The following is a 13001-nucleotide window of genomic DNA, read 5'->3' on the forward strand; positions in this document are numbered from 1 at the left end:
TCTAGGGGATATACACACAACGCTGGCTGTCACTATCGAAGCTATTGTGTAACTGGGTGAGCGGTTGCCTCCTTTTTAAAGTTGATTGTTGGTGTCAATCACATAAAAGAAATGGCCAAAACAGTATTAGTCTATGAAACTAATGTGTAATGACCATTCTGTATTGAAACAATTATGTTTTTTTGTTTTGTAAAAACCAAAACAAATTGATCTGAAGTTACTGCATCAAAAAAAACATATTGTGAGTAATTGTTCATTTATGTAGCGTTTTATCCAACTCTTTCGATTACCTCAAGCTTTCTGGTATTCAAGTTATTACAGGCTGTCAGTATTTGCAGATGAGGCGCTAGATCGGGAACCTTATCCTTGATGATATTAAGTGCAAATTTACCGAGGAATAACGCTTTTTCTTTTGCTAAGAGATATTCCGGACCGGCTTCATCGCGATACACTCCGGAAGTCATTAGCACCACACCATCAGCAGCAATCCGGCCTTCGTCGATATTATTTTTCAGAAGCTTGGCGGCTGTTTCAATCGCAACGGAAAGATTAGGATCAAAAGGTCCGACAATAAACGCGGTATTGATGACATGCAGCCAGTCAAAGCCACGGCCAACGCCGATTACCCATTCTTTGTGTTCAGATTCTTCGATGGGCCGATTGGTAGAACGGATTTCTGCAATATGCCGGATATTCCCCCGCACCAGTGGCATCAAGTCCCGGATAACCCTTTCAGGCATTGTGGGGTAGAGTGAACGCAGCATTTCTTCCAGTTCAAGTTGCGACGATTCTTTCGCATTCGCCAAATCAACGGAGCGGCCATCTTCACCGTGCAGAACCAGAGCATCCAAGTCGGTTTCAATGCCGCAAACGATGGGCACTACCGCGCCACCCTTGCCATAAACCGATTGAAATTGACTTTTTAGCTTAACGGCAGCAGCTTTTGCAGCTTCCGTATCGTAATGGAATCCCCGGCAGCCGCGGTGTGTATCTCCACGAGCAAAGTGATAGGTGACAAAAACCAAACAGTGTCTGCCGCGGCTGATGGAATATTCGACCCATTGATCGATAGCTGCTTGAAAAAATGGCCAACCCAGATCAAAGATACCACCCAAATTACGAAATGGCTGAATGATCCCAAGCGCGGTTTGTGTCATAACCGGCAAATGCAATCGGCCATCCATGCATTTTAGCGCGGCTATTTCGGTTGGATGTTCGCCTCTATACCTCCGGCGCTCTGTGGCCAAATCTATGAAAGCTTGCGAATGTCTTGCATTTAAATCGAGTAAATAATCGATTCCAGTATTCGAATTTTTCATCATTCTCCTAAAAAAATTTAGCATATTATGAATTATGAGTTTAAAACTAGCGGGTTGTTAAGGTTAATCGAGACAGCCATTCTTCCGAAGCAATTTGATTAATATTAAGAATGTATTCAGGATAAAAACCTAGAGCTAATATTAGCAGCGCCGGAATGAGTAGTAAAATCATTTCTCGTGATTGCAGATCAATTACTTGCTTGACATCGTCATGAACAATCGGCCCCAAGAAAGTCCGGCGTGTATACGATAGCATATAGGCTGCGCCAAGTATCGCACCGGATAATGCTGCAATGCCTAAAACAGAGTGCGCGCTGATTGCGCCCAGAATCATCAGCAACTCAGCCGGAAATCCGCTGGTACCGGGTACTCCAATACTTGCCAACGTAAACAGGAAATAAAAAGCCGTCAGTTTCGGCATGACTTTAGCAAGCCCGCCTAAATGAATCGCTTCAGTGCTACCGAGCCGGTGCTGAATAAAGCCCGCAATGAGCATCAGTGAGCTGGCTACCAGCGTAAAATTCAGCAATTGAAAAATAGCACCTTGGAATCCTTGTATGTTGAGCGATGCGATCCCCACCATGACTAATCCGACGTGACTGACACTGGCGTAGGCGAGCAGGCGGCGCAGATTTGTTTGCTGCAATGCGATCAAGGCGCCATAGATGAGTGTAAAAGCCCCAATCACGCTCAAAACCCAGCTGTATTCCATTGCGGCAACCGGTGCCAGCGGCATCGCAAAACGCAAAATCCCATAAATACCCAATTTCAGACCCACCAGAATGGCGACGATGTGCGTTGGCCCCTCGGTCGCTACTGTAGGTAGCCAAGTGTGTAATGGAACCAGCGGTGATTTTACGGCGAAGCCGAATAACAGTAAGAGAAAGACCAGTTCTTGCAATTCATTCGGTAACGGCGTATCTAGCAAAACGGGTAAGCTGAAAGACAAATCTGTAGGTATTTGCCCTCCGGATTGTAGCGCATGGTTTGTCGCCAATACGATAATTGCCAGCAATAAGGTGACGCCGCCGGACAGCATAAACAATGTATATTTCATTGCTGCGCTGCGCCGATGCGAACCGATGCCCCATAAACCGATTAAGAAAAAGAACGGTGGCAGCGTTAGCTCCCAGAACAGGAAAAATAACACCGTGTCCAAGGCACAGAATATTCCAATGCTGACGCCTTCAAGCGCCAGTAATAAAGAGAAATGAAAGCGTGAAGTATGGGAAATGGTATTCCACGAGGCTAACATCGTAATCACGGTCAGCAATGCAGTCAGCGGCAAAAACAAAACTGAGATACCATCAACGCCGATCAAATATTCGATGTTCAAAAGCGAAATCCAGGCGCGGCGTTCAACGAGTTGAAATTCACTTTTATCCGCATCAAATAAAATAAGTACGCAGATTGTTAGAAGAAAAGATAGCACAGCGATAAAAAAGGCCACTTGCTTCGAAAAATCGACATTACGTATTGATCCAGCCAATACGGCCCCTAATATGGGGACAATTATCGTAAGGCTTAGCAGCGGGAAATCAGCTTCAATCATTCTAATTGTCCTTTGAAATAATATACTGCGTAGTCAGCGGCTTGCTAGTATTAAGCGCGTCGATATTGTTGTGAGAATTACTGCCGGCATGAATATTTTGATCAATGATATGCAACCACGGTGAAGTATTCAGTCCGGCGCCTATGAGCAAGCCGCAGATGGCAATTGTGATAATCCATTCGTTCCTGGGAGAGGGCGGGGAACTGGCGTGATGCATGTTCACAAAAGGCCCTTGGAAACGCTTCGGTGCAGCGATAAATATTTGCTGGAAAGCACGTAACAGCAATCCAACTGTCAAAACGTTACCAAATAAAATGGCAATGGCAATAAGCCACCCTTGACCTTGAATAGTGCCATCGATTAACAAATGGATGCCGTCAAACCCCGGTGTTCCGGGCATACCCATCGTACTTAACGCGCAAATGACAAATAAAACGGCAATGGCCGCATTCGTGTCAAACATGCCGCCTAAGCGTGGAATAAAAGCTGTGTGCGTACGCTTATAGATCATGCCAAGACTGAGCAGTATGCCGGCGGTCGCCATACCGAACGATAAGGCCAGAACGATACCGCCTTCCATACTATGTGTGCTGGAATCAAATAAACCGACAGTGATTAGTCCGGTTTGACTGATGATTGCAAAGGCGATCAAGCGGCGAAAATTAATTTGCATGAAAGCTAGCAATGCACCGTAAAAAATCCCGATTAAACCGAGCAAGGTCACAAACCAAGCCCATTGCTCCGCAACTTCGGGAAGCAGGGGGATTAAATAGCGTACGATCGCATAAATGCCCAGTTTCAGACTGACTAGAAAAATTCCGACACTTGCGATAGTGCCATGTTCAGCCACTACCGGCAGCCAGGCATGAAATGGAAACAATGGCATGCGAATGGCGAAACCGAATAAAAGCAGGAAAAAAATCAATGTCGGGTAATCATGACTAACATTGCTTTCCTTCAGAACAAGCCAATCGAACGATAAGACATCAGTCGTTAACATGACGCCAAAACCAAGCATCAAAAACCCTGCCAACGCCATCAACAATCCGCTACTGAAGTGTTGTAACAGTAACGCCACAACCCACCGCCGGTTTTGGCTTGATCCCGATCGCAGTGTCATCAAGACAATAGGGATCATTTCAAGAAAACACCACAACCAGAACTGCATTGCATTCAGTGCGGCAAAAGCACCGATCAGAATGGCTTCATAACCCAGTAAAGAGGCAATATGAGTACGGTCTGACACATGCCGCGCCGTGAGGGTATAAATAAGGGTTAGTAATGCCAGAGTGGATGTCAGCAGTATAAATAAAATATTAGTGCCATCCACACCGACCGTATAGGTTACGCCTAAGCCTTGATAGCGCTCATAGAGTTGGATACCCGGCAAGTCGGGATCGAAAACTGATAGTAAATAGACGCTGAGCAAAAATGTCCCTGCCGTTCCAACGAAGCCTAGACGTAAAGCAATGACCGGCGAGGATGTTATGATGACCGCGGCCATCATAACCAACGGAATAAGCGTCAGTACCGACAAAACTGGAAAAGAAACTGTTTCTGACCAATAAGTAATTTGTGTGATATCCATCGAAACCTCAAATTGAAGCGGCAATCATTAAGACAATGAATACAAACAGCACCAGGTAACGCGGTTTGAGAATAGTCTGTTCAAAAGTATTCGCAATCTGCCCGAGCTTTCTGCCAATATCGACTGTATCCATGCCGATACCGCGCAATACCAAACGATCTTCAAACCAGCTCATGATATTTGCTGCCCATTCAAAGAATTTTCCGACTATGCCGCTACCGCGGACAAACTCAAGGTGTATTCCATCACGGATATCTTTACCCATCTTTTTCTCCAATTGCGTCAGTGATGAGATGGTGTAGTTTGAAGAAACGGGAGCGCCCATGGCACGATCAATGATATTTTTATCGAACCGGTCCAAATCGTGTCCAAGACCATAAATAGGTTTTACCAATGTTCTATCGGCAATCGGATCAAGCCAGAAGCGCTGCAACGATGCGATATATAACCAGCGTTTATTGGCGATTGCGGCGGCTACCGGTTTCATCGGATTGCCATAGACATAGCGCAGTAACGAAGGCGCTGTTAACACCTGGTAATTTCTCACTATGGCATGCGCGCACAAATGCCAGCTCGCCAATTCCCATAAACCCAAACCGCATTCCAAAAACATAAGACCCAGCTGCCCTGTAATGGCAAAGCATAGTGAGCTTTTGGTATCGGTTTGTGTCAATCCGACAATATAGCTATAAATTGCTGTAAACAATCCAATCGCCACCAGCACGGACATGGTGAGCGGTGCGAGCTCGATAAGCGGCCGCAGTAAAATAACCAAAAAGATGCCAGCGTGGATCATCACAGCACCATAGAACACAGCACTGGAAGGCGTGGGTCCTTCCATCGCTCTTGCTAGCCAGGGTGTAAATGGCAGTTGCGCTGACTTGGCAACCGCAGCGACGACGAAGCATAAGCTGATTACGGTGGCAGTCGGTGTTGATAGCGTTGTTGCAATTTCGTTCAGGTTGAACCAATTCGTCGTTCCGGCATAGTAAAAGGAAAGGGCTATGCCTAGAATAAAGCCGGCGTCTCCGATACGGTTGGTTACAAAAACCCGTGTGGAGTTAATGGTTGCGGTGGGCCGGTCATAGGCGAAAGATATCAATAAATACGAACACAGTCCCGCCAACTCCCAGCCCATAAATGTAACAACCGCATTACCCGAGAGTATGAGCAGCAGCATCGCCGACGAGAACAAGGATAAAACAAAAAAGAAGCGGTGAAATCCGGGTTCAGCATGGATGTAGCTTGTTGAGAAGCGCGCGATTATGAGTAAAATTATCGAAAATAAGGCGGCTGCAATGACGCTGAAACCTGTCGTGATGAAATTGAATTCAACGACGAGATTGCCGCTGCCAAGCCATTTTCCTAGCGAAGTATAGTTGGAATTGATACCCAATAAATCAGCGCCTAACAAGGCGATCGCGATCAAACACGACAAGGTAATGGCATTTTTAGCCACATTTGCGCTGATCGGCTCGTCTTTTTTTCCGCTGATGCGATCAAACAAAATACCGAAACCGATGATCGCAGCGGCTATGAATGGCAATAACGGTATTAAAAAAACCAATTGATCCATTTTAGGCTCCTGTCGGATGAGGTTGTTTGATTAAAGCAGGTGGCAAGGGCACGTTGATGCTCTGATAGTAAGCAACGGACGACTCATATTCAGGCACTTGTTTTCCTGCCGCTTGCCAAGGAACAAATCCAACGCCACGTTCAAATACTGAAATTTCAGCCGTATCGGGATCAATCGCACTAAGCAAAATCCAACCACCGCCCACGAGTTCACGGATACTGGCCTGCCGCTCATAAATTTGTCCCAGTATTTCGGTTTTGGCTTCCACTAAAACCTGCAATCGCAGCGGTTCGTGGATTTCAATCATCTGTTTGGTTAACCCGGTACGTAAATCGCTGCTGGTGCCTTCCAGCACGCCGAACATCCCGGTAATGTTATGCGTGACTTTTGAGCCGGAGCCAAAATAGTCATTGTTTACCGTGGAGAAATAATACTCCAGGTTGATACCCGCACCCACCGGACCGACCGCTAACAAAAGATTTTCAAGCAATTTGCCATCCGCATCCTGCGTGGGATCATATGAAATGAGAAAAACACGCCGGTCCAAAAATGTTCCTTGCGACACGGATCGCCGCCCGACGATCGCTGCGGCAATCGTGGCGTGATTGAATTCCGGAAATGCTTGCGAAAAATCATTTGCACGCAAGGTCACATGTTCTTTTCCGGCTTCCGGGGTGCGAGGGTTGTTAGCCGAGACAAAGCGCCGGCAACGTTCGTGAGCTGAAGCTTTACTCGCTTTGATTAAATCGTTCCTGAATGATTCGAATGCAGGCAATACACTTTGTGGAATATCTTCAAGATCATACCAATAGTATTCGTCGCTACAGGTGTCGTGTTCAGCGCCGACAAACCAGGTGTCGTCGGGAATGTGAATGCCGCGTTCGGCGAGTAATTTTCTAATTTCCGGACGATTTGCCATGGCTGCAAAAAGCCGCGCGTTCGGTCCGCCACGCTTGCCGCTACAGGCGCCGCAGTTGTAACCAAACTCATGCGGATTATTGAGGTTGGTCGATCCATGGCCGGCTAAGCAAACAATAGGGGCGAAACCGTACGATAAGCCGGTCGTGCGCATGAATACCGTTAACCGGTCGGCTTGTTCCGTATCGGTAAAGCCCAACCGAGGCTGATCCGGGGTTGCGGGCGTATCCGAAGCAGGCGCTTTGAACATCAATTCGGTGGGGACTTTCTTTTCAATACTTTGACGCAAGGTGGTATTGAGCGCCAGAAAATATTTCGGTAAAAACACTCTGCCGAGCAGACCGGCAAACACAACCGGCGCTAATGTATCAATGATGGCATGCGAAAGAATAAGACTGCGCCGCAATGATTGATTCATCACATAAGCGAGTTTCTTATAAAAACGATATCCTTTGAAATGCTCTTGCAGTATCGGTTCCGCGCCTTTTCTCGGGACTTCATTGACATCATTTGCAGGGCGTACGACCACCGGGCACTGCATTTTAATTTCTACATCGTCTATCCCTTTGTAATTCATTGGCACGCCAAAAAATCCTGCAGCGCCTATGGTCTCAATGGCGGGGTTAATTTCTTCCAGTTGGCGGCGCAGACTCTCTTCACGGTCATCCATGCAAGTGACAATCTGCGCTTGCGGCCGCTGGGTACGTTTGGCCCAGCGGCCGCGGCCAACATTGGCTCGCAGAGTTTGAAAAAAATCTTCCCGGTAATGATATTCGTAGGCATACAGCCATATTTTGCTGCGCTCAGGCGCATTAAATTCGTCCAGTACCATCAGCATCTGGAGTAAATCGTTTTTCTGCATGCCATGAATATCCGCAGCCGTGAGCCCTAGATGCTGGCACAGCCGGAAAAGCCGCCAGCCGCTATTAAAAGCCGCGTGTTCAGAATCTTTTTTAACCAGTGGACTGAATTGCCAAGTCCATGTCAGGTCGGCTAAGGATTGCCATTCTTCCCGTTGCTCGCGTTCGGATCCGGCGCGCAAAATCAAATCCTTGGCAAGATTGGTCAGATACTCCGGTAAATTGCCATCATACAATTGCTTCCGGACCATGAACTCGGATAAATTTCTGCGAAAATAATAGCCGATCGTTCCCAGCTTGGCTTCGATCTTCCAGGTGTCTTTGCAGGCCTGATTGAGCCATAGCCGATCCAATGTGAGACGGATAGCCAGATAATCGGCCATATGCAGCGTTGCGTCATTTTCCGTATGGTAATCAGGATTATGCTCACGCCAATTGATCATTCCCGACCAACCCGGCAACTCAAGCGCCAGCTGCTGGATATAATCTTCCCATCTATCTTGTGGAATCTCCATGTTGGTTAATTGCAGAATAATGCAATCGACTGGATCTTCCGGTGTTTCGTCGACAATGTTTTGCCAGTCGGGTAAATCGTGTAAAAAAGGATTCACGTCGAAATGTGCTGTCGAGCGCCAAGCTGCATAGAGCCCCAGTTTGCTGCGACCGGGCAATTGCCATGCCGCAACGCCTTCATCCAGTACCGATGCGCAGATTCGTATGATCTGCGGCCTAATGGAATAAAGAATATCGATACCGCTTAAAGCCAGAACAAAACTGCGTAATGTAATTTTGTTGCCGATTTGCGCCAGCATTTCATTGAGTTTGGTTTCCGCATCCCTACGCATTTTTTGATGTACGGGAATGCCCTCGCCATTTGCCAGGTTTGTTTGGATTTTTTCCAGCCACTCTTTGGCCTGTTCTTCTGAGAGATCCAACATGTTCTCGGGGTGCAAGTCGGTTAGCTCAATACCCAGTTTGTTGAGAATGCTTTCCCAAAGCTGTTTAACGGCGATATTGGGATCGGAAATGCAGCTGAGCATCCGTGCACGCGCTTCTTTAGAAACATCCGGTTGAATGGTTTGCAGCACATTCCGCTCTTCGATCTGCCAATTCAACTGACTGATCGACAGAGTAGGCAGCTCATGCAGCAGCGCAATTTGGTAGATATCTCTACGCTTGATGGTCAGATCGTTGGCATGAAAAACAATGTGCTCAGACTGTAAGTTTTTTGTATGCTCAAATGCGGCTGCAAGGTCTGTGTCGGTTATTTTGCCTTGCTGATAAAGATCCCGGTTCTTTGAATCCGGTAAATAACCATAAACACCAGTTAATTTTTCATATTCCGCCACACCTTCTTCGAACGGGAGATGTTGAAAGCCATGAATGGTGTTGTGATGCACAAATTTATGCAGCGGACGTTGTCCTGGAAGAATATGATCCAAGTGATGGATTGCTTCAATGATATGGTGACGTAGATCATGAGATTCGGAATTCATTTCAGTTATCCTATTGAATACTTTGAATAATAATGCCGTTCATTTGATTCATGGTTGCCATTGAAAGGTCAATCAAAGGCGCTGGCCACAAACCAAACAGCACGATCAATACAACCAGAAAACCAGCTGCTATGAGTTCGTACAACTTTAAATCTTCAATGTTACGCATCTGGGGTTTTACCGGACCGGTGAATAACATACCGATGGTGCGCATGGCGTAGGCTGTTCCGATCATGATACTCACCCCCAGCAGTATCATGAGATTTCCCCATTGCTGGAATCCGCCAACGATCGCGTGCAGCTCGGCAATAAAACCCACCGTACCAGGCAATCCCATTGCCGCAAATAAAGTAATCGTCATGAACAAAGCAAAACGCGGCATGACTCTTACCAAAGAGCTATAGTCCAGAATATTTCGGGTATGTGTGCGCTCGTATAACAAACCCACCAGCAGAAACATTGCTCCCGCTACCAGACCATGCGCGGTCATTTGCAAAACAGCGCCAATCAGGCCCGTTTTATTCATGGTGGCAATATCAAGCAGGATGATCCCCATATGACTGACCGAAGAATATGCCACCATCGCTTTCATATCCGTTTGCCGCCATGCCAGAACACCACCATAAATCATTCCGATCAATGCCAGGGTTATTAAGAGTGTTTGCAGCATTTGCGTGGCTTCCGGCAGCATGACAATGACTCTGATCATGCCGTAGGCGCCCATTTTGAGAAGAATTCCGGATAGCAATATACTGACCGGGCTTGGTGCCTGTACGTGCGCTAACGGTAACCAGCCGTGTAATGGAAAAATAGGCATCTTAACGCCGAAGCCGATAAGAAAACCGATTAAAACCCAAATTTGCTCATCCCTTGGCATGCTCTGTGCCGCGACGGTCATCGCAGACATCAGAGTGCCGCCATGCGGCGGCATGTATTGACTGATCGCCAATAAACTGATCAGCATGAAAATAGAGCCGCCCATCGTATAAAGCACAAAATTCAAACTGGCGACATGACGGCGTGTACCTCCCCAGCGATCAATGAGCAGAAACAGCGGCGCTAAAGTCAATTCCCAGAAAATATAGAACAATGACCAATCTTGCGAAAGAAATACGCCCAGCATCCCCAATTCCAGCAGCAGGATACTGACATAGTAGCTTTTGATATTGTGTGCGATGTTGAAAGAAGCGAGTAGCGCAATTACAGTGAGCAATGCGGCCAATACCACCATGGGCAGTGATAATCCGTCGACGCCTAACGCAAGTGCAGTATTCAGCTTGGGATTAAAAACAAAATACTCATAGAACTGTATTTGACCATCCGATCGATCGTAATTAAGAACCAGCCAGAAGCTTAAGAGAAATACCAGGAGTGCAATTAGATTAGCGGTGAAACGGATTTGGTTTGTGTTCTTACTCGGAATTAACGCAAGTATCAGAATACCTAATACTGGTGTTAGAAGTAATGTACTGAGTATTCCCATCGAACGATTTATCCTTTTACTTTTATTATAAGATTAAGTTTTTATTAAAAATATTTATAAATAATTCAACATATTTGTTTGAAATTTTTAAGTGAACCGAAATCTGATGTATGAATCGGACCAAAACTGCCTCTATGTCAGAAAAACTGTACTACCACTATCAGAAATCATTAAATCCCTGTTGCTGTAAGGGTAAGCTAACACAATGAATGTGAATTAAAAGTGAAATGCATGTGAATTAAAAGTGAAGATAATGAGGCATGAAAAAAATTTCTCAAACCGGTTGTCTGGTTGCAGAGAATCGAATTTATGGTGTTCTAGCGGTTTTTGATTGAGCAAAATTCTGAGTATTTTTTTGCGGTGATTCAGAAGCGGAAGTACAGAAATTTTTTTTGCGCTTGCAACAAAAAATGAAAGGATGCGAAATCATTATCCATTTGAAATGAATGGGCCGCAGTGACTGAAGGTTCCATCATGAATTTCGCTAAAACCGGATAAGTTACTGTGTATAAAATTTAATTGATTGTAGATATCCAATTTCGATTAAAAAGATTGTGAATATTTTGTGAGAATGTTGTAAAATTTATGTGAATTTTGCCGTTTCTGAGATTCTGAATTGATCGGAATGCGCCTGAAAAGGCAAATTTTGCAAACTCTTCTATAGGAGGCTTTATGAAAATGAGCCGATTTCTTTTTGTAACAGCAATAAAGATCTGCTTTGTAGTGTTCGGTATTATTCCCTTGGTCAGCGTTATTTTATTTGGCGCTCTCCCGACATTGCCACAAATACACTCTGTTATAGGTTGGGTGGGATTGGAAGTGATGAGTGGATCAATTCTGTTTCTGAGCTATCTTGCTGTTGCAATGTTGTATATGGTGTCAAAAAATAAAGCGCGTTTTTCTTCAGTAAAAGTTGCAGCTTAATCCCTTATTAGCCTTATAAGGAGTCAATGCTAACGATCAGTGAGTATTGGCTCCTTTTTTATTCTCTCAATTTACTTTTCAATCCATAAGCTCGTTTGGGTACTCAAATCTTTCGAAATTCCGCCAATATTTCGATATGGGGAGTGTGCGGAAACAAGTCAATCAGTTGAATCTCGTTTATTTGCCAGTTATTTTGTTGAAAGAACCAGGCATCGCGCGCGAAAGTTTCCGGGTTACAGGAAATATAGATAATCGTTTTTAACGCAGCGAAGCAGGAAAAAAAGCCCTGATGTTTTTTTAGTCCGGCGCGTGGTGGGTCTAAAACCAACGTTGTTGCATCGCATACCGTTTTTTGCATGTTCCTCCAAATTGACGGACTGAAAAGATCCGCGACGTGTGGAGTTACTTTGGTCAGAGCCTTGCTTTTCAATAATTGAATGGCATCCGGGTCGGATTCGTAAGCGATAAGTGCAGTGCAGTTCGATTCCGCAATGATTTGCGTGAAATTCCCTGAACCGCAAAATAATTCCACCGCTTTTCCAACATTAGGGTTGCGAGCGAGCGCATTCCTTAGCCACTGTTGCATCCATTGATTTTGCTGCGTGTTGCCCTGTTTGAATGGGCGTTTCTTGTTTGTGCGGATTTCGTCCGGCTGCATGTCGTCATCCAGTTCAATAAACAGCCAATTATCTCCGCAGTTTTCCTGCCAGGTTTTATTGGGTAACTGCTGAATTGCCGTTTGCAGCAAGCTTCGGCATTGTTCATTGAGTACCAGACAATCATTCACCGGTGCAATTTGTTGCGAGTTTTCGGATACGAAGCCGAGCTTTACTCCGTCCGTTTTAATTTGGCAACGGTTGCGGTAGCCATATATTTTCGGTGCCGGCTGAATAGCACCGGCATTCAACTGAGCCGGATCAAAACCGGCTCGTTGCATGGCATAGAGGAAGCGATTTCGTTTTTGCTCGAGCTGGCTTGTATAATCAGCGATCATCCAGGAGCAACCGGTACAGGCATTTTCTTCCAGACTGACAAAAGGGCATGCGGGTATTTGTCTTTGTGCCGAAGGTTGCGTGAGCTGTATCAATTTGGCATAGGCAAATTTTTTATTATTCAGCGGCTTGTCAATGGTTTCAAACTCACCGCTATCTCCTGGCCAAGTGCCATAAACAAAATAAGAAATGTTATTCTGGGTGTTTTTGACAACACCCAAACCCTTTTGCGATAAATGCGTTACCGTCCCTGTGAATTTCATGATGAATAGTCAGTTATATTTATTGAAAAG

General features: G+C 45.5%; 8 protein-coding genes. 1 reads left to right on the plus strand and 7 read right to left on the minus strand.

Annotated elements, in window-relative coordinates; all coding sequences use genetic code 11:
* Positions 1–269: 269 nt before the first annotated feature.
* Genes R2103_RS05755 through R2103_RS05780 form a run of 6 tightly spaced genes read right to left on the minus strand, consistent with a single transcriptional unit; the run spans position 270 to position 10792 of the window.
* The gene (locus tag R2103_RS05755; RefSeq protein ID WP_317530547.1) at positions 270–1319 is read right to left on the minus strand and encodes a carboxysome shell carbonic anhydrase domain-containg protein; all 1050 of its coding nucleotides are present in this window, start codon (positions 1317–1319) and stop codon (positions 270–272) included.
* A 46-nt stretch (positions 1320–1365) separates the two neighbouring features.
* Positions 1366–2871 carry an NADH-quinone oxidoreductase subunit M gene (locus tag R2103_RS05760; protein WP_317530548.1) on the minus strand — a complete coding sequence of 502 codons (1506 nt, stop codon included), beginning with the start codon at positions 2869–2871 and terminating at the stop codon, positions 1366–1368.
* Between the two features lies 1 nt (position 2872).
* The gene (locus tag R2103_RS05765; RefSeq protein ID WP_317530549.1) at positions 2873–4459 is read right to left on the minus strand and encodes a NuoM family protein; all 1587 of its coding nucleotides are present in this window, start codon (positions 4457–4459) and stop codon (positions 2873–2875) included.
* A gap of 7 nt (positions 4460–4466) precedes the next feature.
* A complete protein-coding gene (locus R2103_RS05770) occupies positions 4467–6035 on the minus strand; it encodes an NADH-quinone oxidoreductase subunit L (RefSeq protein WP_317530550.1) in 1569 nt (522 codons plus the stop codon).
* 1 nt (position 6036) lies between these two features.
* On the minus strand, positions 6037–9309 hold the full coding sequence (locus R2103_RS05775; protein WP_317530551.1) for a DUF2309 domain-containing protein: 3273 nt from the start codon (positions 9307–9309) through the stop codon (positions 6037–6039).
* 10 nt (positions 9310–9319) lie between these two features.
* On the minus strand, positions 9320–10792 hold the full coding sequence (locus R2103_RS05780) for a NuoM family protein (protein ID WP_132426426.1): 1473 nt from the start codon (positions 10790–10792) through the stop codon (positions 9320–9322).
* A 672-nt stretch (positions 10793–11464) separates the two neighbouring features.
* Between R2103_RS05780 and R2103_RS05785 the strand changes: the two genes are divergently transcribed.
* A complete protein-coding gene (locus tag R2103_RS05785) occupies positions 11465–11716 on the plus strand; it encodes a hypothetical protein (RefSeq protein WP_317530552.1) in 252 nt (83 codons plus the stop codon).
* A 103-nt stretch (positions 11717–11819) separates the two neighbouring features.
* Here R2103_RS05785 and R2103_RS05790 read toward each other — a convergent pair whose 3' ends face one another.
* The gene (locus tag R2103_RS05790; RefSeq protein WP_317530553.1) at positions 11820–12971 is read right to left on the minus strand and encodes an RNA methyltransferase; all 1152 of its coding nucleotides are present in this window, start codon (positions 12969–12971) and stop codon (positions 11820–11822) included.
* Positions 12972–13001 lie beyond the last annotated feature (30 nt).

This window comes from Nitrosomonas sp. Is24, from assembly GCF_033063335.1.
GTDB lineage: Bacteria > Pseudomonadota > Gammaproteobacteria > Burkholderiales > Nitrosomonadaceae > Nitrosomonas.